Below are 26,515 nucleotides of genomic sequence, written 5' to 3' on the forward strand. Positions count from 1 at the left end.
TATGGTTACATATGCTCTTGAAATTTTTCCTTAGATGTTTGGTCTCCCGTTTAAAGGGTAATTACTAGCGAAGACAATTACTAAGGAGGGCTTCAAGTGACTAAAAAAATCGTAGGTATTTTCGACACAGAACAAGAAGCAACCAGAGCAATTGAAGGACTTCACAATCAAGGATTTAATAATGATGAAATATCAGTAATCACACGTGATCGTGATGAGCTTAGAAACATCTCAGAGGATACAGGCACAAAAGCTCCAGAAGGAGTAGCAACAGGCGCTGCTACAGGTGGTGTAGTTGGCGGCGTTGCCGGACTATTAGCAGGGATCGGAGCATTGGCGATTCCGGGGATTGGACCGATCCTGGCGGCAGGGCCTATAGTTGCAACCCTTACAGGTGCAGCAGTTGGTGCAGGCGCAGGTGGATTAGTCGGCGGCTTGATCGGGCTCGGTATTCCTGAGGATGAGGCTAAAGAGTACGAAGGTTATGTGGAAAGCGGCAAAATCCTTGTACTAGTCGATGATAATGGACGCGGCTATCAAGCACATGATGTGTTCCGCGGTAACCGTTCGCTGAATACTCAGCGTTACGAAGGCGTCTATAACGAAGACACTAGACTAGGAAATTCGATGGCTAACAGAGCGGATCGGACGGCTGAAGTCTACAACCGCGATAAAATATAACATTATAATAACCTGCTTTAAAAGCGGTAAAAGGTTACAAGGAGCGATTCTCCGATTTAATGGAGAATCGCTCCTTTGTATTTTTAGTCCATCGCGCCTCCCGTAATCACCCTTTGCTCATCCTCTTCTGAGGGGGACGGACCCAGAAGACGCTATTGCCTAATTTTTGCTCTTTGCAGCAGGATTTCGGACTCCATGGACGCTATTCTATAGAATGAGGCTCTTATTTGCTGTTTTTTTTGCCAATAGCTGCAATGGGGTCCGATAGGGCTCCAAATATCGGATAATATTGCGTTTAAGGTCCGCTGTGTCCTTTGCTACTACGTACTTGATCGTTTCGGAGTGTCCTTAATACTGCTACGCACGTGCTGTCTTTGTACTGCTACGTATGCGTACCTGATCACTGTGTCCTTATGCTAGAGGTGCATCGTTTCGCATTGTCCTTATGCTGTTACGTACATGCACCGTTCCCTAGAGTCCTTTTGCTATTACATACGTGCATCGTTCCACTATGTCCTTCTATTGCTACGTAAGCGCACCCGGACTCTGTGTCCTTATCCTACTGAGCATACGCCCCCGGTTTTTTGCTAAGAAATCCCCCCGTATCGCAGCGCCCTTATGGTTTCTAAGCACATGCCTCGTTCCGCAGTGTCCTTATATGCTGCTACCTTGCACGATCTTAATCAAGGATACGAAGCATGCGGATGAAAGAATCAGCTGCCACGGATAACCTCATATCGCGATGGATTGCGAAGCCTATATTCCGGGGTGGAGGGGGATCATCTAATTGCAACTCGAAAAGTTCTCCTTTTTGAATCTCCTCAATTACAAAAGAACGGCTAATAAAGGCTACCCCGTAACCAAGTCTTGCGAATTCAGAGAGTAAATCGATGCTGCCCAGCTCTATATCTGGTTTAACGGACAATCCCTTACCAGCAAACCAATGATCAACAAACAGTCTGGTGCTGCTTTCTGGGGATAATAAAATAAAAGGTAACTCTGCAAGTTCTTTTGCCGTAAGCGAACGGTTTGCCAGTTCCTGAAAGGCTCGTCCCACTACAAAACAATCCTCAAGGGTGGCAAGCGTCTGAATACTTAATTGTGGATCGTCAATAGGCATATGGACGAGCGCACAGTCTATTTCGCCTTCTTTCAAACGTTTGGTGATCTCATGCGTTTTTCCGTGTGATAGCCGAATTCGTATGCCGGGATATTGTTTGTGGAATGCGTTCAATTGCGGAAGCAAAAGATTTTTTATAAGGGAATCACTCGCTCCAATCCGAACTTCTCCCTCGTTTAATTGCTTTAGATTATGAAGATGCTTTTGTGCAGAATCCAGCATGACTAAAGAGGGCTCAACATATTCCAATAACGCCCGTCCTTCCTCGGTTAGCTCTACACCTTTAGATAAACGATGAAATAATTTGAGGCCTAAAGAATCCTCCATTTGTTTAATGGCATAACTTACGGATGGCTGTGTAATATGCAATTCATTTGCAGCTTTAGTTAGATTTTTGTAACGAGCCGTATATAAGAAAATGCGATACCATTCAAGGTTAAAGAATTTGATATAGATCACCTCTATGACAGTCTGTTGAAAATGTGATTTCATTAATTGCAACAACCTTATTATAATTTGGATATATAAATAATAAAAGAGTCGGCAATGGAGGTTTGAATATTATGGCAGGTAACACATTTGGAGAAGTATTCAAGATTACTACCTTTGGAGAGTCACATGGTGCAGCGGTTGGGGTCATAGTGGATGGAGTTACACCTAATGTTGAAATTGATGAAGCATATATTCAGAAACAGATGGATAGAAGGAAACCAGGCCAGTCCTCTGTAACTTCACCGCGTAAGGAATATGATGTGGTGCAAATACAATCAGGAATATTCGAAGGGAAAACAACCGGAACTCCACTCTTTGTAGTTCTGTACAACAAAGATATGAAACCGGAGGCCTATAACGATATTCAGCATTCATTTAGACCCGGCCATGCGGATTATACTTTTTTGCAGAAATACGGAATTCGCGATCATAGAGGCAGTGGGCGGGCATCTGGCAGGGAAACAGCGGCAAGAGTAGCTGGCGGAGCGATCGCTCGGAAACTGCTCGAAAGAAGAGGGGTTGAGGTACTAGCCTACACGCAAGAGGTCGGAGGGATTAAGTGTCAAACCTTTGATGAAGATGTTATTGAACAAAATGCAGTCCGCGCCTGTGATGCTAAGGCTGGAGCTGAAATGATTAAAAAAATTGAACACTTAGCTTCGATTGGAGACAGCTGCGGAGGTATCGTGGAGTGTCGGATTAGAGGGGTTATTCCGGGTCTTGGAGAACCCGTATTTGATAAATTGGATGCAGAGTTAGCTAAAGCGATGTTATCTATTGGTGCTGTAAAAGGAATAGAGTTTGGAGCTGGATTCGAAGCGGCCTCTATGCTTGGAAGTGAACATAATGACGCGATGAATAAGGATGGATTTCTTAGTAACCATTCCGGTGGAATTATAGGCGGAATCAGCACAGGAGAAGAGATTATTTTTCGAATAAGTGTAAAGCCTACATCCTCGATTTCTGTTACTCAACAGACCATAAACACGAATGGTGAAGAAGTTGAGATTAAAACGGAGGGCAGACATGATCCATGTATCTGTCCGAGAATCGTCCCGGTTGTTGAAGCAATGGCTTGCTTAGTATTGGAAGATCTTTATAAAAGACAAGCTGCTATTTTTGGATGAAACACTTTATAAAATGAAACAAATCAAAGACTGCACCTCTTAGCAATAGACTGTGAGGTGCAGTCTTTTTTGCATATGTGGTATCATATGGATAATCATTCAAATTATGCTTTGTCTCTAGCTATGCCATAAGATACAGTACAGCGAAAAGGAGGGAATAGATGAGAATCTTTGTTGCAGGTGCTGCTGGTGTGATTGGACGGTCATTGCTTCCTAAGTTACTACAAGCGGGGCATGAGGTTATCGGTCTGACCCATAAAGAAGAAAACAAAACAATCCTTGAGAGCTTAGGGGCACAAGCGGTAATCGCGGATGTGTATGAGCGTGAGTCTATATTTGCGGCTATTCAAGCAGCCCAACCTGAAGTGGTAATTCATCAGCTGACTTCATTAAGTCAGCGGAATTTTGCAGATAATTCAAAGATAAGAATAGAAGGAACACGAAATATTGTCGATGCTTCACTGACAAGCGGGGCTAAACAGATTATTGCCCAAAGTATCTCTTGGGCTTATGAAGCTGGTGAGGGACCTGCCACGGAGAATACTCCATTAGATACTAATGCTTCTGAATCCCGGATGAGAACCATTGAGGGTATCCGCTCACTTGAAAAGGCAGTTGCAGAAATTCCTAATCATGTGATTTTGCGGTACGGAATGTTGTACGGCCAAGGGACTTGGTATGATGCTGCGGGATTAATGACAGAAGAAATTCGAAAAGGGAGACTGACTGCAACAGAAGCGGTTACGTCATTCCTTCATGTGGAGGATGCAGCTAACGCGGCGGCGCTTGCTCTGAACTGGCCTTCTGGTCCAGTTAATATTGTGGACAATGAACCTGCGCGAGGAATAGATTGGGTGCCTGTTTTTTCTGAAATCTTGGGAGCTCCTAGACCTCCTTTGCATATGGGCAGAGAAGGCTGGGAACGGGGAGCGTCCAATACAAAAGCTCGAATGGATTACGGATGGAGTCCATCATACCCATCATGGAGGTCAGGTTTTGCTCAGAGCTTGAAAGGTTAGAGATGAATCCAAACATGTACAAGGAGAGATAACATGAGTAAATTAAAGAATTTTTCTTTAGTAGTCGTGAATTTAATTGCTGATCTATGGTTTGGAATCGTTCGAAAACCAGAGTTTTATGATAAACACACCGTTACTAGAACAAAGAAAGGGTATGTCCTGTTTGTATCTATGGCAGGCATTATCGCAGTGGGTTCAGCTTTTTGGTTATGCTCAAGAATATATTAGAAAAAAGGCTGCCAATTGGCGGTCTTTTTTTGATATTGGATGTCAGAAAGCTAGAATGTTATGTTACTACTTAATAGATGGTTAAAACAGGCTCCTTATTATGATCAGCGCATAAGATTAATGTCTAAACTCATGGATGAAAATCGTGCCAAAGTGACGCTTATTGCCGCCTCAGCTGGGTTTGGAAAAACGACACTTGCGGCCGAATGGGCTCGTACTCATTCCGATGAGGTTGCATAGCTTGCAGATAACCATCTTGTACGATTCTGGTTAAATTTGCATGCTGCAATTGAGAGAATCTTTCGCCCCTTTTTAAATCGCTTGGATTTGTTTATCCAGTCTGTTCGTGACGGTTCAGTAGAAACTGCGATTCCTCTTTTATTAAACGATCTGCATTCTCTTCCAGGCTCTATTACACTTATAATGGATGATTATCATGCGATTACGAATCAATCGATTCATGAAAGTATGGGCTTTTTCATCGGACATCTTCCGGCTAATGTGAAGCTTGTAATATTGAGTAGAACCCTCCCGCCACTCGCCTTATCCCGCCTAAGAGCACAACAGGAACTACTAGAATTAAGTAACGATGATCTGAGATTTACATTTGACGAAATTGATGAGCTACAATCTCAACCCTTGAGCGAGCAGCTTTCACAAGATGAGTTATTTTTGCTTGGAAAAAAAACAGAAGGATGGGCAGCGGGTTTAATTCTTGCCTTCCGCTCTTTTTCAGGAAGGGCTGGTCTTGGAAGCTATCCAGCATGCTTTTGAGGCAGAGGATTATACGTTTTCTGCATCATGTATGGATAGGCCTTTCAATTCAATTATCAAAGATGGCGATGAATCTACATTGCTAGATTCACTAGATAAGTTGTCGATCAAAAATATGATTGTGCACCCTGATTTATTTTATTTTCAAGCGGGTTCGATGGCTGTCGCTGGACGATCAGATGATGCCAAACGCTTCTTACAAAGGTTGAACTTTTCATGGAAGAGGAATTTATTATTCCGGAAAAAGAGCAAGCCGTAATTCAAATGCGGTTGGATCTGTATCGTGCTTCGGTTGCATTTTATCAGGGAGACGTGGATACGTTCGTTGAGCTATTGGACCAAAACAGGGAAGGCATAGAGAAATTTGCATCTATAGTAAACGTTACAAGGTCATGGTTTTGTATTTTTGGTGGATCTTTTCTATGAAAGGAATCATCTTAAAGATGCAAATGTCCAACTGGACAAAGTGCTTGTTATGTGTAATTCCTCGAAGCATGTGAGCATGTGGGTACCAGGGGTTATTTTGCAAGCTAAAATGTTAAAAGCAATAGGTCATGTGGAAGATGCAGCGGAGGTTTTGCAGACAGCTATTGCGGAACTTAAGCAATATCATTCTCCTGGCAGGGAAAGATTGCTGGAAGCCGCATATATTCGAATTCAGTTCTCGCAAGGACTGTTAAGTAGCGGTGATGAATGGCTAACGAAAAGGCATATTAGTGCAAATGATAAACCTAATGTTGCCCGGGAATACGAACAAATCACACTCGCGCGTATGCTGATGGCACGTCAAGCTTATCAAAAGTTAGAGGTTAAAAACCGGGTACAAGCCGTTTCTAAGATAAAAGAAAAGCATTTGCTTTAAATCGGCAAAAGATTAATATAACAGTTTATTACCAAACATTTACTTTAAGAAGTGATACTATGGAATACAGAAGGTGATAGGACTAGCGAGGAGGAAATGTAAATGCAATTAATGGCATGGTCTGAATACGAGATTTCATATGACTTAAATAATGATTATTCTATTCGTAAGGCAGACTCAGAAGAGTGGGGACTGTATTGTTCCATTTATTATAATATGCAATATAACGGTTTTTTTAAAGAAGAAAGGTTCAATTCTGCCCAAAGAAACGCTTTTTGGATTTATAAAGGCGAGTCTAAAATAGGTGGAGTAAAGATGTCGCCTAACCGGATATATCATTTATTTGTTATTCCACCGTTTAACGATACATTTGTGGTGCTGAAGCTATTAAAAAAGCTTTTGATTTATTGGTCGGATAGAACAAAACCTATAAAAACCTTCGAGGTTCTGCCAGACCAGGTTCAATTATTTGCGCGGGCAGGGTTTTGGCCTGATGAGTTCAGATGCCGTTGGATGCACCGTCCTACAGATCATTTTGAGGTCGAATGGAACGAAGAGTTAAGGATTGAAAGTCCTCAGATCGAAGATAATGGAATGGGCGCTAAACGTTTTATTCTTGAAGAGCAGATCGCCGAATGTAACTATGCGAGCTTCGATGGAAGTCTTGAGGCAACAAGGAGAAAAAAATTCGCTTATGAAGATTTTATCCCAAGTGAAGAACCTAATTACACAAATGAAGAATTACTGACAGCGTCAACGCTTGTGTATGATAAGAAATCAGGACAGCTAATTGCGAATTGTCTTTTGGGTTTACAAGATGATTACGCAGCAGTTTACAGTATTGGTGTAATACCTGCTTACAGAGGAAAAGGGATTGCTACACTGATGTTGAAAAGAGGACTTAATCTCCTGAAAGATAAGTATCCGATCCTAAGATTATATGTCATGGAAGGTAATGATGCGGAGTCTGTTTATTTAAATCTAGGATTTGTCCCTGGAGTACAAGAGATACAGAGTATGTATATTCCTATGCACGACTAAGAAAGGCTGCCAAATGGCAGCCTTTTTTTTGTTAACTAGGCATGAGAGGTAATAGGAAACATGAAATGTTGAGGGAGTTCTTTTAATAGCGGACGTATAAATAAGGTATCTTCACTCTGGGAAATTAATTCTGCCTTAACTTGATCGATTGGATAATCTGGTGTGAAATAAAAATGTATAACTTCAGTATCCGGAGAAATAATGCTTTTCAATACTGTGTTGATATCAAAACTTGTTGTACTAATAATATCAAAAATATGAAGCTGATGATCCTCATGTTTAAAGATCACAATAACGTCAGCCTCTTCAATATAATAAAAGGAATCGTGAAAAGGAAGAATAAAATAAAACAGCAGCTGATGTTCATTATTTATCACACTTAGCGCGGAGGATACCGGTGTTCTTTTGACTGCAAAATTTTTGATCATGCTAAAATCAACGGGGTTACCTATAGATAAAGGCCGCACAGAGTAGGTTGTAGTTGGCTGATTGCTAAGATGAGCAACGTTAAGTGAAAAGCTGCTTTCTTGCATGCGTTCAAACCCGAATTTAGGATAAAAATCCAAAGCGCGCTCATTAGCAAATAAGTAGAGGAAGTCGTATTCATGTTCGTACTTAGCGATAATGTGGTCTATTAATTTTCGGGATAAACCTTGCATACGATAATCAGGATGTGTCATCACCGTCCCAATTTGGATGGCGTTGTATTCTTTTTTGTTGATGAGAATAGTCATTTTATTAATAGATGCATTCGCAATGACGTGATCTTCATCGATAAAGGAATAACAAATATATTTGTCATTCCAGCCCCCTTGTTCATACCAAGGTTTAAAATCAATACCAAAGATTGATTGGGCTAAAGAATTGAAGCTAAGCTTATATTTATCGATGTGTTTATAATCGCTAATCAATTGATATTCATTCATAGAATATACCTCTATTTCAGATGATTTTGGGATTCGCATTTTATGAATACATAATACTATGTTTTTTAACCGTAAAGTTGATTTTAAAAATACTATACCAATATAATCCTGTAGATGTGTTATCATAATCTCTAAATTATTGACTCGGAGGTATAAGATGAGAGAGATAGATTACAGTCATTATTTTTGGCAGGATGAGAAAATAAGACTAAGATCTGTTCACATTTGCAGAATTCTCATCACAGCGGCTAATGTTTACGATCGAAAATCTGAATGGTGAATATGTGGGTGGAGTAAATCTTAATAGCATAGACGAGAAAAATGGTACGTTCAGTATAGGCGTGCAAGTGGATAGAGACCATCGAGGTAAGGGGTATGGGACAAGAGCTATCAACATCCTGTTGAAGTATGCTTTTTTGGAGCTTAGACTCAAACAAGTTTAACGAATGTGCGCTCGAAGGTAACGAACCCTCAGCAGCTATGCTTAGAAAAGTGGGTTGTGTTCAAGAAGGCGTGCGCCGTAAAGTTATTTATACAAATGGACAGTATTTAGACTTACTATTGTTTGGATTGACGAAGGATGAATTTATGGAGAAAAGCGCTATGAAATAGTGCTTAGGAGAGGTTACTTGGAAAGCAGAGTGGCGCAGGGATTATAGCTGAGAAGGACGTTTAGAAAATGAACTTGGCAAAGTGGAACTTATTAGTTACCTAAAAAGCGATTCTTCAATAACTGGAGGATCGCTTTTTTGCGTTTTACTTTTCGAATTGATGTTCTATTGAAGCTTGCGGACCCAGAAGACGTTATTTGCATATTTTTCGCTTTTTCAGAGTAGTATCGGACTCTAGTGCAGCTATTCCTCAAGAATCGCTCTATTTATGTTACTTTTTATGCCAATAGCATCCATGGGGTCCGATAGCACACCAAAAGTGGGAAAAAGCAGCGAATAGAGTCAACTGGGTCCGATAGCAACTCGAACGAGCAAACTTGAACAAACTAAACACAGAATGGGAGGAGGATCATGCAGAAGTATGTGGGCTCAGATGGAGTTTATTTCGCGCAGAAACTTTCGGACCGAGAAGACGCTATTTGCAAATATTAAGCTTTTTCAGAGTAGTTTCGGACACCAGTGCAGCTATTCCCCAAGAATAGCTGTATAAATGTTACTTTTTATGCTAATAGCGCCCATAGGGTCCGATAGCACAGCAAAAGTGGGGAAAAGCAGCGAATAGAGTCAATGGGGTCCGATAGTAGCTCGAACGAGCAAAATTGATCAAACCAAACAAAGAATGGGACGAGGATCATGTAGAAGCATATGGGTCCAGATGGAGTTTGTATCGTACTGAAGTATATTGATCCAGATAGAGTTTGTATCGTGCCGAAGCATGTGGACCTACTTCTTCGAGGATCATTCTACGAAATCAACGATGTACAATCATTTATTCCGTAATTTCACCATATGAAAAATTCACAATAGTAAACCACAAAAAAACTAAGCTCTCCCTACCCACATCCACATAAATCATCCTATATCCCACCAAATCTCTATAAACAACGTAATAAGTGAACCCTCTATCAAATTTCAGGTTGTGAAAGTTGGAAAATAGTGCTTATACTAGAGTAATAGAAGGAAAGATTAGCCAACAACATTTACAACATGAGGAGGGTTTATATGGCGTTTATGATTGCTCAACGAGCGTTTATCAAAGTGTATCTTATAACAATGGTAGAACAACACCGCGGTTACGGATATCAAATGCTGGAGGATTTACGTCGGGATTTCAAAGCCCATGGTTATTCCCCTCCACAAAGTGAAATCTATCGCGCCCTGCATGAGCTGGTGCAGCAAGGGATTTTATATCGTACCAAGCAGCTTAAAGGCAATGACCCTAAAGTGGATTTTCAAGAAATCGTACTTTACCATTTCACCTCAGATGGAGAAGAGAAAGCAAAATTATATAAAAAGCAGGTAAAGACGGATCTTGACCGCTGCTTAGGCATTTTGAATAAAGCTGTTGTGGACAACTATTAGAACTGCAACTATAGTAATATTTTCAGGATGCGCTCACCCTGTTATAATGGTTACTGCCGGATGATTGCAGTATATACTTGGAGGTAGCAAAAGATGGATGAACATATGAAACGCCGGTTAGACAAACAGCGGAAGCTGTTCAGTCAACTTGGCATCACATTAGACGCTCTAACCATACATGAAAAAGAATTCAGCATGAAGCTGCGTGGCTACGATGCGGAGGAAGTAGATACATTTCTGGACAGCGTAATCAAAGATTACGAACGTTTCTATGCGACGATAGCTGATCTGATGGATAAATGGCAAGAGCAGCAGCTGGAAATGCGGGAATTAAAGGCAGAAACAAAAACAGAGGTTATCCAGGTTCCTGTTTCCCGAGGCATTGATCCAAAAGAATTGGAAGAGGTTATTCTGAGGCTTGAAACTAACGTCCGCCAGCTTAAAGATAAGCTTCCTCGCGTGGAAGAGTTTTTATAAGGCGCTGTTTGGGATAATGGGAGCTCCGCTTGACATTTCTAAATTTACCATTGACGAGTTAGCAGTTCATGAATTATGATATGTTCATAAATGATCATTTATATTTTAGTGGCGTGTTACCGTTAAGGGCATGAGCCAAGAATTGTCTTTATTTCCATTAGACAATTCTTGGCTTTTTTTGTTCCAATTTGACGATAATTAGGGAGAGGAGTGATGAGCTTGTCGCGAGAGATCGAGCAATTTCAAGTACAGCGTGTAATTGGGAATAACGTTGTAATGGTTCAGGGAAGCAAAAACGGGAAGGAATATGTCATCATTGGCAAAGGTATTGGATTTGCAGTGAAGGGTTCTGGTGTGATCGAAGGAAATGATGCTCGGATTGAAAAATTGTTTCGTCTAGAAGATCGCGAAGCCTGGAGCCAATATCAAGTTTTGCTGGAAGATATAGATCCTAAGGTAATGAAAATAACTGATGAGATAATTGCAGATATCCAAAGTCAATTTCCTGACAAGTTAAACGACAAGATTTATCTGGCACTCCCGAGCCACATACAGTTCACCATCTACCGTCTGCGCAACGGGATGGATATTATTAATCCGTTTTTGCAAGAAACCAAAATGTCATTTCCGAAGGAATTTGAGATCGCTTACAAGGCATCGGAGAAAATCAATGCTGAATTTCAAGTGCAAATCCCCGAAGATGAGATTGGATTTCTTACTTATCATGTGTATTCAGCCGTCAATAATGTATCGGTTGGTCAGTTAGTCAAGGCCTCTAATATTGTCAATGAGCTTCTAGACATGATTCAGCAAGAACGAAAGATAACTTTTGAGCACGGCAGTATGAATCATATCCGATTAATGATCCACTTGCGTTTTTCGCTGGAACGTATTTTAAAAGGATCACTAATAGATAATCCCTTTGTGAAACATATTAAGAAAGAATACAAAGAGGAATACAAGCTGGCTAAGAAGCTCGGTAAAGTAATGCAAAGATCGCTTGAGGTCGAAATTCCGGAAGAAGAACTATGTTTTCTAGCCATGCATTTGCACCGGTTATTTCAGACCTTAGTGAAATCAAATTAACATCTTAAGAGGAGTGGAGCATATGTTTTCCAAATGGAAATCAAAAAAAGAAGAGAAACATACTGAACATACCATCGAAATCATGGCACCAATCAGCGGGGAGTCAGTTCCACTAGCACAGGTTCCGGATGAAACCTTTGCTGGCGGTCATATGGGTAACGGAATTGCAATAAAACCATCTGAAGGAATTTTGAAAGCGCCTTTTGACGGTAGGGTTGCTCATATCGTGAAATCGAGTCATGCAGTCATTCTGGAACATTCCTCCGGTATGCAATTGCTATTACATATCGGAATCGATACTGTCAGCCTCAAGGGCAACGGTTTTGTCAGTCATATAACCTCTGGAGATCAAGTAAAAGCAGGTCAAACCCTAATCGAATTTGATCTGGACGTAATTCGCGCGGCAGGTTGTGACACAATTTCGCCTGTAATCGTGACCAGTACAGAGGAGAATCCACCTCAAGTAAGCGGACATTATGGTCAGGTTACAGCAGGACAGGATCTGATTCTTACCGTGGCTTCAAAGTAAATGGTTTATAGAGCACTACTACTATTGAACCGAAAGGATGATTTTAAATGTTGGCTTTTCTACAAAAACTAGGTAAGTCGTTAATGCTTCCTGTTGCAACCATGCCGGCGGCAGCTATTCTTCAAGGGTTTGGTTTGCTTAACTACGAAAAAGATATTCCGCTAGGAGCGACCATTGGTGGATTTCTGAATCAATACTTTGCTCCATTTCTAAACGCCGGAGCGAATGCGATCTTCGGTAACCTAGCCTTAATCTTCGCGGTAGGGGTTGCCATTGGATTTGCCGGTGACGCCGTAGCAGCTTTGTCAGCAGTAATTTCTTACATGGTACTGACTAAGATTCTGCTTATCGTACCGCTTCAATTCTCTTTCATCAATGATGATGTTGTATTGAACATGGGTGTGCTTGGTGGTATTTTTGCCGGTGCTTGGGCAGCGTTCTTATACAAGAGATATCACAATATAAAAATGCCTGATTGGCTCGGATTTTTTGCAGGTAAACGTTTTGTCCCAATCATTACGGCAGCTTCTATGATGGTTCTTGCTGTATTTGTGGGTATGATCTGGAGTCCGATACAAGATGTTATCAGTGACTTCGGGAACTGGGTTGTGTCACTGGGGGCTGTTGGAGCATTCATCTTCGGTACAGCTAACCGCTTGCTAATTCCGTTCGGTCTTCACCACGTGCTTAATACGATTGCTTGGTTCCAAATTGGTGATTTTACGAATGCGGCTGGTGAACTGGTGCATGGTGACTTGTACCGCTTCTTCGCTGGAGATAAAACTGCTGGGATGTTTATGACTGGATTCTTCCCAATTATGATGTTTGCGCTTCCAGGGGCAGCACTTGCATTTATTCATACAGCTAAACCGGAAAAACGTAAAATGGTTGCTTCCATCTTCATCGGTTCTGCCATTGCTTCTTTCTTAACAGGGATCACTGAACCACTTGAGTTCTCCTTTATGTTCGTAGCACCACTCTTGTACGGAGTTCATGCTTTATTAACAGGATTCTCCATGGCCTTGATGTACATTTTAGATGTTAAGCTTGGTTTTGGTTTCTCCGCAGGTTTGATCGATTATCTTGTAAACCTGAAACTGTCTACTAATGCATGGATACTTATTCCTGTGGGTCTTGGATTCTTCGTCTTGTATTATGTACTATTCCGCTTTATTATCTCATTGTTCAAGCTAAAAACACCTGGACGTGAAGATGATGATGAAGAAAGTCTGTTAGCACCACCTGGAGGTAATGGAACGCCTTCATCGTCTTCTAAAGCTGCTCAAATTCTTGAGAACATCGGCGGTCCATCGAACATCCGCAATATCGATGCATGTATCACACGCCTTCGTCTGATTGTTAATGACGAAAAAGCCGTTAAAGATTCCGCATTGAAACAGCTCGGAGCTTCCGGTGTTATGAGACTGGGTCAAGGGGCTGTGCAGATCGTATTTGGTCCAAAATCAGAGCAAATTAAAGATGATATTCAAAAGCTTTTATAACTAAATTGATCATGTTGAAATCCTTAAACAGGGCTGGTTCTCATACCAGTCCTGTTTTTTTGCTGTGTCCAGAGATAAAGGGTTGCTTTATAGATAATGCCTAGTATAATACTTGGTATAAGTAAGCAAAGGAGTCGGTACACATGTCAGTCGATGATTATTTGGATCTTTTAAATTACGCCAAGGCGATTAAAGATGGGCAGTGGCAGGCTGACATCATTGAGCGCTTAAAGAATCTTAGTGCAGCAGCGGAAAGTCCTCAGATACAAGAAGAAAGTGTAATAGAACTTTGGTCAAGGTTTGATGCCATTAACATAATGATCATGAAGCTGTTTGAGAAGTTACGGGAGAATGAACATTCAGAGCAACAGTTTCAGTGGAAAGAGCAGCTCTGGGAGCTTAGGCTGGAACGGAGTATTTTATCTAAAAAGATTCTTAATCGTTACATTCGAATTAGGTAAACACTAGAAGACAGTTTCCTTATTAATTTAGGGGCTGTCTTTTTTTACGTAATCTTGATACAAAAATACATTGATAGTCGTCTTACTTATAGCTGCAGCTGATAAGGAGGATTTACAAGATGGAAATTCCGGAATCTGAAATTTTTAAAGCAATATTCTATGAACATTATCCTATTGTCAGACGTAAGCTGACCGCTTTGGTTCGTGATGAGTCGGCAGCAGATGATTTGGCACAAGAAGTTTTTCTGAGATTGTATCGTAACCCCCCAGATGATCCAGCAGCGCTGGGTGCCTGGCTTCATAGAGTCCTTACTCGTATTGGATATGATTATCTGGACAAAAAAGCAAGGGAACGGCGGCTGCAAAATAAACAAGAACAGTTATACGAAGTGAGGGAATCACCTCCTTCAGGAGAGGAAGTCTTAATCAGTAAGCTGGATCAGGAGGATGTTCATGAATGGTTGAACGAGCTGCCTGACAGGGATAGACAAGCGCTTCTGCTTAGATACTCTGGTTACAGTTATGCGGAAATAGCAGGCGAGCTTGGTCTAAGACCTCCCGTAGTAGGGACATTACTGCACCGTGCGACCCAGAGGTTAAGACAAAATGCAGCAAAATCACTGTCTCAGACGGAATAATAAAACGAGATAAGCGAAGCTCCAAATTATTTAGGAGGGATTACTAATGACTAAACAACCGCTAAATCAAGATCATAATAAACAACATACAGATGAAGCCTGGGCCAAATTGCAAAACAAGTTAGCGTCTGAGCCTGCAAGTCCCAAATGGTCTTTGTGGAGTCAGCAGTTGTCTGTGGATGGTATGAAAGATGATGACAAAACAGATCCACATATAGACCAGCCTCAATCTACGGATGACAATCCAAAAGCTAATATCCGATCCAAGCGTCCTCGCATGAATCGTCGGCGCAAATGGGGAGTAGCAGTGGCAGGTGCCGCGATCTTTGCGGTTATACTTGGAACTCCAGTAGGAAATACGGCTATGGCATCGCTGCTGAATCAATTTCGGATGGAAGAAGTTACAGTTGTGAATGAAAATGATATCCGGGATATTTTTTATCAGGTAAATGAAAGTCAATCCATGAATGAAGCTATGAACAAATTTGGTGTGTTTACAAATTCCTTTGGTTCAAATAAAGGGATTATTCCGCTAGATCAGGTGGAAGAGACTCTAGGTTTTACACTTCCAAGCGGAACTTTGCTCGAGAATGTGAAGAGCGCATATATAACCAATTCACAAGAAATAACCTTGAAGCTTAATATTGAAGCAGTTAATAAAGCAATGAAAAGATTGGGTGCAAAACAGCTTCTTCCAGAAGCCATAGATGGGAAAGAAATTAAATTAGATCTTTCGGAGATCGTGAATTATGATCTTTCGATAGATAATGATAAATGGGCTAATCTTACACAGACGAAGACTCCTTTAATTACGGTAGATCCAACTATAAAGGTTGATGAAGCTTTGGAAGCTATAATCGATTTTCCATTGCTGCCAGATTATCTGAAATCCAGCTTAAAGCAGAGCCGCATTTTATCGGGTGAAATTCCTCTGCCACTGGTAAAAGGCTTGAATACCGATCAAATAAAGATTAAAGATACTACGGTTCTACTGAATCAGAATGAATATAGTCAAGGGATTGTGTTCTCGGCTGTTTGGGTACAGAACGGACAACTGTTTGATTTCAACGGAGGAAGCGTGTATACAGATAAAGCTGTATTCTTAGAGAAGCTAGGGGAGTTGATTGAATAATGACGGCTGCCGCAATAGAAGCGAAGTCTTTGACCAAAGAATATGATAACGGACGTGGTTGCCGTGATGTAACGATTACTGTTGGGAAAGGGGAAGCCTTTGGCTTCCTCGGCCCTAATGGTGCGGGGAAAAGTACCTTTGTCAAAATGTTGGTAGGTATCATTCGTCCATCGAATGGTAGTGCTACTCTATTTGGTCATAAGATCGGTTCACTTGAAGCCAAGTCCCAAATCGGATATTTACCGGAATTATATCGCTATCAAGAATGGCTTACGGGGGAAGAAGTAGTAAGACTGCATGCCAAGCTGTGCCGTGTAGATCGATCTGTAGCCGACAAAAGAATTCCAGAGCTTCTAGCGGAAGTTGGAATTGGAAACCGTGGACGGGATCGTGTGAAACATTATTCCAAAGGGATGCAGCAGAGATTAGGGCTTGCTTGCGCTCTTGTAAACAATCCGGCCATCGTTTTTCTGGATGAGCCCTCATCGGCGCTAGACCCGATTGGACGTCAGGAAGTTCGGAATATTTTGCAGAGGCTAAAAGAGAAGGGAGTTACAATATTTCTTAACTCTCATCTACTGGAGGATGTTGAACTCATCTGCGACCGTATGGCACTGCTGAATAACGGAGTTATACTGCGGCATGGGAAAGTATCTGAGATCTTAAATAAGCGAACAAGCTGGCATTTTAAAGTGGGCGGTTTTACGCCTATTTTGTTGTCTTGGTTACAGGATAGTACCGAACTTCAGATCAAAGTTTCAGCGGATATTGGAGCTCAATCTGAAAAAGGAGCTTCATTCCCAGCTACATTGGAGAGTAGCACAGTTTGGCTGGAAGCGGAATTGGAGAATGAGGAGCAAGTAGGCTGGCTGAACACGTTAATTATTGAACAGGGCATGACCTTATATGAAGTCTCACGGAAGCGAGAACGTCTGGAAGACTGGTTTATGAGTGCTGTATCCGGCCTAAGTCACAGAGGTGAACACGAATGAGAATAATCATAGGAATGACCTGGAAGGAATTGCTGCGTAAACGAGTAATGGTATTAACATTGCTTATGACCATCGTCTTTCTTATAGGATTTTGGTTTGTGGCAAATACGATCGGACAAAGCGGAATACCGAACAGAACAGATATTAGCAGTGGCGAGCATCTCTTAGCTAATTTTACAAATGGTGCTTTTATATTATCACTTGGATTCTTTTTTGGCGCTTTTGTACTCGCCTTTTTGGCGATCTTCAGTTCCTTCTCAGCTATTGCAGGTGAAGCGGAACAAGGGGTTATGCAGGCTTTACTGCCAAGACCGCTGCCGCGGTGGAAATGGTACACAGGTCGCTGGCTTGGATATGTGACGCTTGGGATCGGTTATGCCTTGATTTTATTTATTTCTATTTTATGGATTACTGAGATCCATGCCACCGTTCCTAGAGACGTCGTAGTCCTATTGAAATCATTTTTGTTATTCTCCTCTGTAGTGCCTTTGCTAATTACGATTTCTATGCTGGGTTCTGGATTCTTCTCAGCAGTGGGGAATGGTGTCTTTATGACAATGTTATATGGAGCAGGCTGGTTAGGCGGGATGATTGATAAGATCGGAGGATCGCTGAGATTAGAACCCGATGTCCTTGACACATTAAATAATCTGTCAGGAATGATGGCACTGCTTATGCCAGTGGATGGTTTACAGCGGAAAATGACCGCCGTCCTGTTCAGCGCTAATGAAATGAGTGGAATGATGGGATTGTTCGGCAGCATGAATGGATTGCTGGATTTTAATACGGTTCCGTCAAATATGTTTATTTTTTATGCGATAGGATATACCCTGTTAGCATTTGTTATAGGTCTACTTCGCTTCGAGCGAAAAGACTTATAAAGGGGGTGTTAATCCAAAAAGAGCCCTCTTGTCTCATGATCGGGACAATTAGGGCTCTTTATGTTGTGTAGCGGGAATCATTTCTTAATACCAAGCTCAATCCATTCGGTAGACCAGTTTCCAATTTCACCAAGTATAGGAGCAAGCGCTGTGCCTTTTGGAGTCAGAGAGTACTCAATACGTACTGGCATTTCGGGATATACAGTTCGCTCTATAATACCTTCGATTTCCATTTCCTTCAATCGGTCAGATAACACCTTGCCACTGAGATTGGACAGACAGCTCTCAATTTCACCAAAACGGCGTGGTCCTGGCATAAGCACGAAAACGATCAGCGCGACCCAACGTTTACTTAGCAAGTCTACCGCTTTTTCAAAGCGAGGACACATGTTGAAATCATTCATAATATCACCTCGACATTCATTATATCATAAACTTACATAAAGTAATTATAAATATTTAAAGATATAATATAACTTGACGAAGTTATATTACAATGATAAACTTACTTACAAATAGTTACTTATAATTTAACTAATATTTTATCCTTATGCTTAGCTCTATCTAAGCATTGATGAACAATGAGGAAGGTGTAATTATGATTAAACCAGAAATCACTTCTATTTTACAGAATAAAATCACGCGAATTCCTTTAGCAAATTCCACAAATATATTGGTTGGACCGATCACGTTACCGGTGAATTTAGACGGCGAGACCGTTGTTTTTAAATGGTACAACTGGCTGAATACAACGGATGCAGAGCTTCTTCAAGAGGATAGCAGTAAAGCAACGGCAGCTTTAATTTCACGTTTGCCATCCATGAACTTAGCAGAAGGACAACAATCCAGTGTGTTGGTATATGGCGATTTCGAAGGGTCTGAGGATGCATTGATCCGGATGCATAGCATCTGCCATACTGGCGATATTTTTGGCAGTAAACGTTGCGATTGCGGCTTCCAGCTGCATCAATCCATGAAAATGATTGTTGAACATGGCTCTGGGGCATTATTTTATCTCGCGAATCATGAAGGAAGAGGCATTGGCCTGTTCAGCAAATCTTTAGCGTATCTTTTACAGGAAGAAGGATACGATACAGTTGAGGCTAATTTAGAGTTGGGATTTGCTGATGATTCAAGAAACTACGAAGAGGCAATCAGTGTTCTGCAAACTTTACGTCACAAACCAGTGACGCTGATTACGAATAATCCGAAGAAATTGGATGCGCTCAAGGCTGCAGGGATGAATGCTGTGAAAAGAGTAGCGTTATGGGGAGATGTATCTTCTTTTAACGAGAAATATTTGCGGACTAAAGTCGCTCGCTCAGGGCATTTAGAAGCTGTGAAGGACACCCATTCGCTAAATGAAAGACTGGCTAAGTAAAGATTGAAGTAGTGCTTTTGCGCTTCTTCTATTATAATGGGGTACTGGGAACCAACTCTAAGCTTAGTGAGGTACAATATGACTGCTATTCAAGTACAAGACTTACGCAAAACATTCAAAGTACAAAAAAACCGCGAGGGTCTCAAAGGGGCCTTCGCTGATTTGTTTAAAAGGGAATATACGGAAGTGACTGCGGTGAAGGACATTTCCTTTTCCATTCCTGAAGGTGAGATCTGTGGATATATCGGCGAGAACGGTGCTGGGAAATCGACCACGATCAAAATGCTCACAGGTATTCTCGTGCCGACTTCCGGAAACCTGACAGTAGGTGGGTATGTTCCGTATTTGGAGCGCGAGAAATTCGTGAAAAATATCGGTGTGGTATTCGGGCAACGCAGTCAGCTATGGTGGGACATTGGCGTGATTGAGTCGTTCCAGCTCCTGCGCAAGGTTTACCGGGTATCTGAACAAGATTTCAAGAAACGGCTGGATGAATTGGTCGAACGACTGCAACTGCAAGAACTGCTGAATCGTCCGGTTCGTAAGCTTAGTCTAGGTCAGCGGATGCGTTGTGAATTAGTGGCAGCATTGCTTCATAATCCATCGATTGTATTTCTGGATGAACCGACCATTGGCTTAGATATTGTGGTGAAGTCAGAGATCCGTGAATTCCTAAAAGATATGAACCGCGAGCATGGGACAACCATACTGCTGACTACACATGACCTGCAAGATATTGAGGCGCTTTGCTCCCGAGTGATAATGCTTGATGATGGCCGTATCATTTATGACGGAGGACTGGAAGACCTGAAGCAGCGTTGGGGAACCGGACGTGAGGTTCAATTTCAATTTGGAAATGCTACGAAACGTCAGCAACTTGAGTTATGGACTGAGGGATTGCCTGTTACTTGGTCTGCGGAGAACGATTTAGGGGCGTCTGTCTGGATACCGCTAGAGCTAAATGTATCGGATGTATTAGGCAGAGTAGTGGGAAAAGCAGACATTACTGATATCAAAATCATAGAGACCAATACGGACGATATTGTTCGCAGTATTTATCAATCCGGGTCTGCAGACAAGCCTGATGAAATGGCTGCCGCTCTGAAGGATGAAAGAGAGGCTTTACATGTCTGATAAGCTTAATCCTGCAACGGCTATGTCTTCCTCCTCAGGAGGCGCGTCTTCTGGTGGTCCTCAGGAGAATAGCCGTAAATTACTATTCGGGGCTTACTTAGATTTTATACGCATCCGTTTTCTTACCATGCTTGCTTATCGGATTAACTACTACTCAGGTATTCTTATCTATTCACTGAATATTGGGGTTAACTATTTCACTTGGATGGCCATCTATGGCAATGGGGATTCATTGGGTGGCTTTACTGCAACGCAAATGACATCATATGTTGCTGTGTCGTGGATGGCTCGAGCCTTTTATTTTAATAACCTAGACCGCGAGATTTCTACGGATATCCGTGATGGAAGTATCGCTATCCAGTTTATAAGGCCCTATAACTATGTTTTAGTCAAAATGATGCAAGGTCTTGGAGAGGGAATGTTCCGCTTCCTCTTATTTATGATTCCCGGCATGGCCATAGCGATGCTGCTGTTCCCGGTTCAATTGCCAACAGCGCCATCTGCTTGGGCAGGGTTCCTGGTGATGCTCTTTTTCAGCTTTTTAATTAATTCACAGATCAATATCATTACAGGGCTCTCGGCATTTTTCGTGGAAAATAATGAAGGCATGATGCGAATGAAGCGGGTGATTGTAGACTTATTCTCCGGCTTAATCGTACCGATCAGTCTGTTTCCTAACTGGTTATCTTCCGTACTTGAGGTGCTGCCGTTTCAGGCGATTACCTACTTGCCAGGTTCAGTGTTTACGGGACGGGTGCAAGGGGTTGGAATATGGAATGTATTAGGGATACAAATTATTTGGTTCCTGGTATTGCTGATTCCAATTGTCTGGTTATATCATGCGGCGCGGCAGCGTCTCTTCGTGCAGGGAGGTTGAGGAAACATGTATTACCTGGGATTATTAATTGAATATATCAAAAACTATATGAAGAGCCGGCTCACCTATCGCGCTGACTTTTGGGTAGAGGTCATTTCAGACTTACTTTTTCAAGCTACCAACTTTATCTTTATTCTCGTAATTTTTATGCACACAGATAGCCTGGGCGGCTGGAATCAGAATGAAGTAGTGTTCGTTTATGGATTCTTTATGGTGCCTTTTGGGGTGTTTAGTTGTTTTGTGAATCTATGGGGATTTAGTGAACGTTACATCGTTAAAGGTGAGATGGACCGTATTTTGACACGCCCAGCTCATAATTTGTTCCAGATCTTTTTGGAAAATGTTGATCCACCAGCACTTATGGGCTCATTCATAGGTATTATTATTATGGCCATCAGTGGCAGCAATCTGGGTCTTCCTTTTGAATGGTGGACGATACCGGCTCTGATCGTTCTAACGTTAAGTGCGGTCGCCATCTATACGGGGATTTACACAACGTTGACTTCATTGTCTTTCTATTCGGATGCTCCTACTGGCATTCTTCCGTTAATGTACAACATTCAGACTTATGGCCGGTACCCGGTAACGATTTACAATCGTGCTATACAGGTATTGCTTACTTGGATCATTCCATTTGCATTCGTCGGAGTGTATCCAGCCGCGCTTTTTCTACAGCGGGAGGAGATGACCAGCCTTGCTCTGATGACACCTGTAGTAGGCGCTATATTCCTGGGGATTGGTTTGTTAGCCTGGAGTTATGGTGTACGAAGATATAAAGGTGCGGGGTCTTAAGTTAAGCTAGTGTTTTGTTAAGTTGGAAAGGCTACCTTCGGGTAGTCTTTTTTTTTCACCCGGAATTCATGAATATGCTAAAATCATTTATATCTACAATGGGGAGGAATCATAGATGAATGTGTTAGATATTTTACCAGCACCCGAAAACTTAAAAAAACTTATGAAAATACTTGCTTCTCTAAATATTGTCTTATGTCCAGAGGAATGGCTTCGCTATCATAGTTTTGATTCTAAATTTGATAAGAATGTTTCTCTAGCATCGATCGATAATGGCTCAGGCGATAATTTGTTTATTATTTTTACACCTCAAGGAACGATAATTAAAGGTTTTGATCATGAATCCGAAGTAAGTCCATATGCGCGCGACGAACATGAAATTTGGCCAGGAATCTATGAAGAGGTCCCAACCTCGCTATTGTCTTTACTGGAAGAAGAGGCGATAGCTAAGGATGATGTTACTTTTTGTTTTTGGCGTGAAAATAACGACTTGACGTGGCAGAAGGGGGAGGTAGAGATTCCAGCGGGGGCAGAAGATGGTTCGGACTTTTTGCTAGGGACTATTTTCCGCACAGCTGAGGATTTCGTGGAATTTGCCGAAGGTTATTTTGAACTCACACTCCCCTTAGAGGTTGTTTCACAAGTTTATGAGGGTGCAGCCATTACAAAAGAGATGATCAAAGCGTTAAATCCTGATGGTGATGTAGAGATAATTCTTCAGGAGTTAGCGGAGCTATACACTTAGGGACTTATCGATTTTGAAAACAAAGGGGGATGCGAAATGGAACTTTACGTGGAAAAGCTGAATGCTGATGCTGCTAGGGATATTTTAAGCTGGCAATATGATCCACCCTATGATTTTTACAATAGTGAACTAACTCCTGAAGCTATAAGTGAAATGCTAGAGGAAGCATTTTTTTCTGTACTTGATGCAGATAAACAATTGATCGGATTCTTCTGTGTAGGAAGTCCAGCACAGGTTCCAAATGATAAATATACATATTCTCAGGATTTTATAGATGTGGGTTTAGGAATGAAGCCTGAGTTAACCGGACAGGGGAATGGGACACAATTTTTCACAACAGTCCTTAACTATATCAATGAGAGATGCGAGGAAAAACCAAAGCGGCTGACAGTGGCGAAGTTCAACGATAGAGCGATACGCTTGTATGAAAAACTAGGATTTAGCAGGGAAGCTGAAATCGTTAAAGGAACTACAGAATTTATAATTATGATTTGTAATGAAAATGATAATCTTGCTTCCGTGTATGAGCGGGCAAAACCCGGCGAACTAATTACTTTTGGCTCTTATCCGCAAATGGCGGACGGAGCAGACCAAATGCCGATAAAGTGGCGAGTGCTGCAAAATTCAGGTAGAGAACTGTTCATTTTGAGCGAGTACATTTTGGATTGCAGGCGGTATCAAGATGAATATGTTGACGTTACATGGCATGACTCCGATTTGCGAAAGTGGTTGAACGATGGGTTTTATAATGCCGCTTTTAATGACTCCGAGCACAGGCTCATCAAGACTACACAGTGCACAGATAACGGAGAGGGAAGTATAAACACGGAAGATAAGATTTTTCTGCTTAGTGTTTCGGAGGCGAATGAATTCACCTTTAAACTTGGAGAAGATACTTTACGTGCGAAGCGTATGGCGATAGGAACGGGATTCTCCAAAGTGAAAAAGTACGATGGATGTAAATTGTATGTGTATGATAAAAAAGTCAAAGCTGATTATATCCTTGAGAAGGATGAAGAGTTTGGCTGCTCATGGTGGTGGCTGAGAACTCAACCTGCGATTTCCTCACGTGCGTATTTTGTAGGTACTCGTAGCAGTATTCGCAGTTACGGACATGTCATCTTGGCTTGTTACGGTGTGCGCCCCGCTTTAATCCTTAATTATTAAGCTCTTTCTCCAACATCGTTTCATGGGAAGCGAATCTTACCACAGAAACAAAACAGCCTGAACCCCTAGGAATACAGGACTCAGGCTGTTTATTATTGTATCTATTTCATGGAATTAGATTTGTCTTTAGCATTGAGTGTAGCAATCAGTTTCTCGCCTTCGACATCCAGGTTTGGCAGAATACGGTCGAGCCATTTTGGAAGTGCCCAAGCTTTGTTGCCGAAAATAGACATTACAGCAGGAACTAATCCCATTCGAATAATGAAAGCATCGATTAAGATCCCTACGGCCAGTGTAAAACCGATTTGTTTAATCATGACATCATCCGTAAAAATAAACCCTGCAAAAACGGAGATCATAATTATAGCAGCGCCTACTACGACACGACTCACCTGGTTGTATCCATGAACAACGGACTCTGATCCCTCATGACCATGAACGTACGATTCACGCATGGAACTGACAAGGAAAACCTGATAGTCCATCGCAAGCCCATATAGGATACCCGTAACGATGATTGGCATAAAGCTTAGCAATGGGCCACCGGTGTCGAAACCAAAGAGAGAATGGAGCCAGCCCCATTGGAACACGGCTGTGGTGATCCCGAAGGTAGCGAGTATGCTAAGCAGAAAGCCGATCGTAGCTTTGATAGGAACGATAATCGAACGAAATACCAACAGAAGAATAATGAGCGATAGGAGAATGATGATTCCTACATAAATGGGAAATACATCTGCCAGTTTGGCCGACATATCGATGTTAACAGCGGTAAATCCGGTAACCCCGAGTTTAACATCATTACTTTGAGCGATACTAGATTCCGTAGTCCGTAAATCATTCACCAGATTTTTGGTTGTTATATCGCTAGGACCCGTTTCAGGAATCAGACTGAAGATAGCCAAATCCTTAGTCATGCCCAGAGGAGTGACCAACGCGACATTCTCTTGAGCTTGGAGCTCTTTTACAAGATTTCCTAGAAGCTCCGGAGTGACTGGGGTGGAAGAATTCTTTGGTTCTGCAACCAGAATAAGCGGTCCGTTAAACCCCTCTCCAAAACCCTCGGATATAGCATCATAACTTTGTCTTGCTACCGTGTCCAAATTCGCTGAGGCAGCTCCGGGAATGCCCATTTCCATTTTCGCTATGGGGGTTGCTGCTACGCCAAGTACCACGACGATGGCAACAATAGTGACCCAACGATACTTGATGATGAATTTAACCCATCTATCAGCTATACCGCGGTTACCCGTTTTATGATGATCCTTGTTTTTCTTGCGAGCTTTAGGCGAACAGATGCGTTCACCCACCAATCCGAGCAATGCCGGCAATAGGGTTAAGGCAACAAATACGTTGATAAGGACGGTAGCTGCTGCTACTAACGCCATCGTTGATAAGAAAGTAAGCCCGATTACAAGCATACCGCAGAGAGCAATAATAACCGTCAAACCGGCGAAAAATACGGCGCTGCCGGATGTGCCAATAGCTCTAGCCGCAGCTTCTTGTGCGCTTAATCCTTGATCAATAATCATCCGGCGTTGGCGATTTACAATGAAAAGAGCATAATCGATTCCGACGGCTAATCCAATCATAAGCGCCAAGACGGAAGTGACACTAGGCATTTCAATGAATTTGGAAATAGAAAATGCTCCACCTACACCGATGCCGACTCCAAGCAGTGCAGTTATAAGGGGCAGACCTGCTGCAACGACAGAGCCAAGCGTCACCAGCAAAACAATTGCAGCAATGACAAGTCCGACAATCTCAGCTGATCCTACACCGATAGATACTGATTTAAGTGTCTCGCCCGGCAGTACAGTAATGTTAGTATCTTTCTCGACATTCTTGACGGTATCAATTACAGAATCAAAAATATCTTGAGAGATAGCAGATTGCTCAATAGTAAACTGGAATTGGAACAATGCAATGCTACCGTCTGCGGAAAGAATAACTCCAGGTACTGGAACGCCATCTGCCATCAGAGGACCATAGGAAAGGGGTGCTGTGGCTGCTGCAGACTGATCCATACTGGCAGCCTGAGTTGCTTCAGTAGTTGAACTACTTGCTTCCGCTGCGTAATCCGCAGGATTAATCACTTCGTTTATACCGTAAACCTCATTAACACCTTTAGTGATCGCTGCCAAACGTTCTGGCGTATCCAATCGCTCATTTTCAGGTGCTTTGAACACGACACTTCCTTGTCCACCAGATGCAGCCGGAAGTTCTGTTGCTAATTGATCCAAAATCTTTTGCGATTCCGTGCCTTCAATCTTCATTTCTGAACTGATATGAATACCATTCATGCTGATCATAGAGATGACAATTCCTAAAATTAAAATCCAACCTAAAATGAAGTACCCAGGTTTGCGATAAGCGGTTTTTCCCACTCTGTATAATAATGTTGACATGTATCTATTTTAC

Annotated in this window: 30 protein-coding genes; 26 read left to right on the plus strand and 4 right to left on the minus strand. The window is 41.9% G+C overall.

Features of this window, described 5'->3' with window-relative positions; translation table 11 throughout:
- Positions 1 to 96: 96 nt before the first annotated feature.
- Positions 97 to 681 (plus strand): general stress protein, encoded by a 585-nt coding sequence (locus NSQ55_RS13360; RefSeq protein WP_076126136.1) that lies wholly within the window; start codon positions 97 to 99, stop codon positions 679 to 681.
- Between the two features lie 679 nt (positions 682 to 1,360).
- Here NSQ55_RS13360 and NSQ55_RS13365 read toward each other — a convergent pair.
- Positions 1,361 to 2,293 (minus strand): LysR family transcriptional regulator, encoded by a 933-nt coding sequence (locus NSQ55_RS13365; RefSeq protein WP_076308077.1) that lies wholly within the window; start codon positions 2,291 to 2,293, stop codon positions 1,361 to 1,363.
- Positions 2,294 to 2,364: 71 nt separating this feature from the next.
- Between NSQ55_RS13365 and aroC the strand changes: the two genes are divergently transcribed.
- From aroC to NSQ55_RS13405, 8 genes are all read left to right on the plus strand, one after another.
- On the plus strand, positions 2,365 to 3,420 hold the full coding sequence (gene aroC, locus NSQ55_RS13370; RefSeq protein WP_076126139.1) for a chorismate synthase: 1,056 nt from the start codon (positions 2,365 to 2,367) through the stop codon (positions 3,418 to 3,420).
- A 161-nt stretch (positions 3,421 to 3,581) separates the two neighbouring features.
- Positions 3,582 to 4,439 (plus strand): NAD(P)-dependent oxidoreductase, encoded by an 858-nt coding sequence (locus NSQ55_RS13375; protein WP_339173878.1) that lies wholly within the window; start codon positions 3,582 to 3,584, stop codon positions 4,437 to 4,439.
- Positions 4,440 to 4,472: 33 nt separating this feature from the next.
- Positions 4,473 to 4,667, plus strand: coding sequence for a hypothetical protein (locus tag NSQ55_RS13380; RefSeq protein ID WP_076126143.1), 195 nt, complete (start codon positions 4,473 to 4,475; stop codon positions 4,665 to 4,667).
- A 60-nt stretch (positions 4,668 to 4,727) separates the two neighbouring features.
- Positions 4,728 to 4,907 (plus strand): hypothetical protein, encoded by a 180-nt coding sequence (locus NSQ55_RS13385; RefSeq protein WP_076305492.1) that lies wholly within the window; start codon positions 4,728 to 4,730, stop codon positions 4,905 to 4,907.
- A 36-nt stretch (positions 4,908 to 4,943) separates the two neighbouring features.
- The gene (locus tag NSQ55_RS13390; protein ID WP_339173882.1) at positions 4,944 to 5,441 is read left to right on the plus strand and encodes a hypothetical protein; all 498 of its coding nucleotides are present in this window, start codon (positions 4,944 to 4,946) and stop codon (positions 5,439 to 5,441) included.
- Positions 5,416 to 5,700: a hypothetical protein gene (locus NSQ55_RS13395; RefSeq protein ID WP_339173884.1), complete on the plus strand. Its 285-nt coding sequence runs from the start codon at positions 5,416 to 5,418 to the stop codon at positions 5,698 to 5,700. The genes NSQ55_RS13390 and NSQ55_RS13395 overlap by 26 nt, the downstream gene beginning before the upstream one ends.
- A 150-nt stretch (positions 5,701 to 5,850) precedes the next feature.
- Positions 5,851 to 6,303: a hypothetical protein gene (locus tag NSQ55_RS13400; RefSeq protein ID WP_175619023.1), complete on the plus strand. Its 453-nt coding sequence runs from the start codon at positions 5,851 to 5,853 to the stop codon at positions 6,301 to 6,303.
- A 102-nt stretch (positions 6,304 to 6,405) separates the two neighbouring features.
- Positions 6,406 to 7,344 carry a GNAT family N-acetyltransferase gene (locus tag NSQ55_RS13405; RefSeq protein ID WP_339173888.1) on the plus strand — a complete coding sequence of 313 codons (939 nt, stop codon included), beginning with the start codon at positions 6,406 to 6,408 and terminating at the stop codon, positions 7,342 to 7,344.
- A gap of 35 nt (positions 7,345 to 7,379) precedes the next feature.
- On the opposite strand, the gene NSQ55_RS13410 is transcribed toward NSQ55_RS13405, so the two are convergent.
- Positions 7,380 to 8,270, minus strand: a complete 891-nt coding sequence (locus NSQ55_RS13410; protein WP_076183777.1) for a GNAT family N-acetyltransferase — start codon at positions 8,268 to 8,270, stop codon at positions 7,380 to 7,382.
- Between the two features lie 251 nt (positions 8,271 to 8,521).
- Here NSQ55_RS13410 and NSQ55_RS13415 point away from each other — a divergent pair, with 251 nt between their 5' ends.
- From NSQ55_RS13415 to NSQ55_RS13465, 11 genes are all read left to right on the plus strand, one after another.
- Positions 8,522 to 8,713, plus strand: a complete 192-nt coding sequence (locus NSQ55_RS13415) for a GNAT family protein (RefSeq protein WP_254847608.1) — start codon at positions 8,522 to 8,524, stop codon at positions 8,711 to 8,713.
- Positions 8,714 to 9,943: 1,230 nt separating this feature from the next.
- On the plus strand, positions 9,944 to 10,303 hold the full coding sequence (locus NSQ55_RS13420; RefSeq protein ID WP_036686667.1) for a helix-turn-helix transcriptional regulator: 360 nt from the start codon (positions 9,944 to 9,946) through the stop codon (positions 10,301 to 10,303).
- Positions 10,304 to 10,396: 93 nt separating this feature from the next.
- Positions 10,397 to 10,780 (plus strand): DivIVA domain-containing protein, encoded by a 384-nt coding sequence (locus NSQ55_RS13425; protein WP_036686669.1) that lies wholly within the window; start codon positions 10,397 to 10,399, stop codon positions 10,778 to 10,780.
- A 213-nt stretch (positions 10,781 to 10,993) separates the two neighbouring features.
- On the plus strand, positions 10,994 to 11,866 hold the full coding sequence (locus tag NSQ55_RS13430; RefSeq protein ID WP_076126156.1) for a PRD domain-containing protein: 873 nt from the start codon (positions 10,994 to 10,996) through the stop codon (positions 11,864 to 11,866).
- Positions 11,867 to 11,888: 22 nt separating this feature from the next.
- On the plus strand, positions 11,889 to 12,395 hold the full coding sequence (locus NSQ55_RS13435; protein ID WP_076126158.1) for a PTS glucose transporter subunit IIA: 507 nt from the start codon (positions 11,889 to 11,891) through the stop codon (positions 12,393 to 12,395).
- A 47-nt stretch (positions 12,396 to 12,442) separates the two neighbouring features.
- Entirely contained in the window at positions 12,443 to 13,897 is a 1,455-nt protein-coding gene (gene nagE, locus NSQ55_RS13440; protein ID WP_036686675.1) for an N-acetylglucosamine-specific PTS transporter subunit IIBC, read from the plus strand.
- Between the two features lie 143 nt (positions 13,898 to 14,040).
- Complete coding sequence (locus NSQ55_RS13445; RefSeq protein WP_036686678.1) at positions 14,041 to 14,358, plus strand: hypothetical protein; 318 nt, start codon at positions 14,041 to 14,043, stop codon at positions 14,356 to 14,358.
- 119 nt (positions 14,359 to 14,477) lie between these two features.
- A complete protein-coding gene (locus NSQ55_RS13450; RefSeq protein ID WP_076301889.1) occupies positions 14,478 to 14,996 on the plus strand; it encodes a sigma-70 family RNA polymerase sigma factor in 519 nt (172 codons plus the stop codon).
- Positions 14,997 to 15,042: 46 nt separating this feature from the next.
- Positions 15,043 to 16,128 carry a DUF4179 domain-containing protein gene (locus tag NSQ55_RS13455; RefSeq protein ID WP_339173899.1) on the plus strand — a complete coding sequence of 362 codons (1,086 nt, stop codon included), beginning with the start codon at positions 15,043 to 15,045 and terminating at the stop codon, positions 16,126 to 16,128.
- Positions 16,128 to 17,120 carry an ABC transporter ATP-binding protein gene (locus NSQ55_RS13460; RefSeq protein WP_339173901.1) on the plus strand — a complete coding sequence of 331 codons (993 nt, stop codon included), beginning with the start codon at positions 16,128 to 16,130 and terminating at the stop codon, positions 17,118 to 17,120. The genes NSQ55_RS13455 and NSQ55_RS13460 overlap by 1 nt, the downstream gene beginning before the upstream one ends.
- Positions 17,117 to 18,001 carry an ABC transporter permease subunit gene (locus NSQ55_RS13465; RefSeq protein WP_076126165.1) on the plus strand — a complete coding sequence of 295 codons (885 nt, stop codon included), beginning with the start codon at positions 17,117 to 17,119 and terminating at the stop codon, positions 17,999 to 18,001. The genes NSQ55_RS13460 and NSQ55_RS13465 overlap by 4 nt, the downstream gene beginning before the upstream one ends.
- Before the next feature lie 77 nt (positions 18,002 to 18,078).
- On the opposite strand, the gene NSQ55_RS13470 is transcribed toward NSQ55_RS13465, so the two are convergent.
- Positions 18,079 to 18,405: a helix-turn-helix domain-containing protein gene (locus tag NSQ55_RS13470; protein WP_076301891.1), complete on the minus strand. Its 327-nt coding sequence runs from the start codon at positions 18,403 to 18,405 to the stop codon at positions 18,079 to 18,081.
- Positions 18,406 to 18,599: 194 nt separating this feature from the next.
- Between NSQ55_RS13470 and NSQ55_RS13475 the strand changes: the two genes are divergently transcribed.
- The 6 genes from NSQ55_RS13475 to NSQ55_RS13500 all read left to right on the plus strand — a co-directional run bounded on the left by NSQ55_RS13475 (position 18,600) and on the right by NSQ55_RS13500 (position 24,097).
- The gene (locus tag NSQ55_RS13475; protein WP_036686690.1) at positions 18,600 to 19,382 is read left to right on the plus strand and encodes a GTP cyclohydrolase II; all 783 of its coding nucleotides are present in this window, start codon (positions 18,600 to 18,602) and stop codon (positions 19,380 to 19,382) included.
- A 78-nt stretch (positions 19,383 to 19,460) separates the two neighbouring features.
- Positions 19,461 to 20,516: an ABC transporter ATP-binding protein gene (locus tag NSQ55_RS13480; protein ID WP_076126169.1), complete on the plus strand. Its 1,056-nt coding sequence runs from the start codon at positions 19,461 to 19,463 to the stop codon at positions 20,514 to 20,516.
- Between the two features lie 127 nt (positions 20,517 to 20,643).
- Positions 20,644 to 21,393 carry an ABC-2 family transporter protein gene (locus NSQ55_RS13485; protein WP_051491475.1) on the plus strand — a complete coding sequence of 250 codons (750 nt, stop codon included), beginning with the start codon at positions 20,644 to 20,646 and terminating at the stop codon, positions 21,391 to 21,393.
- Positions 21,394 to 21,399: 6 nt separating this feature from the next.
- Positions 21,400 to 22,185: an ABC-2 family transporter protein gene (locus tag NSQ55_RS13490; RefSeq protein ID WP_076190041.1), complete on the plus strand. Its 786-nt coding sequence runs from the start codon at positions 21,400 to 21,402 to the stop codon at positions 22,183 to 22,185.
- 115 nt (positions 22,186 to 22,300) lie between these two features.
- Positions 22,301 to 22,930: a hypothetical protein gene (locus tag NSQ55_RS13495; protein ID WP_339173905.1), complete on the plus strand. Its 630-nt coding sequence runs from the start codon at positions 22,301 to 22,303 to the stop codon at positions 22,928 to 22,930.
- A 36-nt stretch (positions 22,931 to 22,966) separates the two neighbouring features.
- Entirely contained in the window at positions 22,967 to 24,097 is a 1,131-nt protein-coding gene (locus NSQ55_RS13500; protein ID WP_339173908.1) for a GNAT family N-acetyltransferase, read from the plus strand.
- A gap of 101 nt (positions 24,098 to 24,198) precedes the next feature.
- Here the strand turns inward: NSQ55_RS13500 and NSQ55_RS13505 are convergent, their stop codons facing one another.
- Complete coding sequence (locus tag NSQ55_RS13505) at positions 24,199 to 26,502, minus strand: MMPL family transporter (RefSeq protein WP_339173911.1); 2,304 nt, start codon at positions 26,500 to 26,502, stop codon at positions 24,199 to 24,201.
- Positions 26,503 to 26,515: the final 13 nt, after the last annotated feature.

The sequence above is a fragment of the Paenibacillus sp. FSL H7-0943 genome (genome assembly GCF_037963265.1).
Classification (GTDB): Bacteria; Bacillota; Bacilli; order Paenibacillales; family Paenibacillaceae; genus Paenibacillus_AQ; species Paenibacillus_AQ odorifer.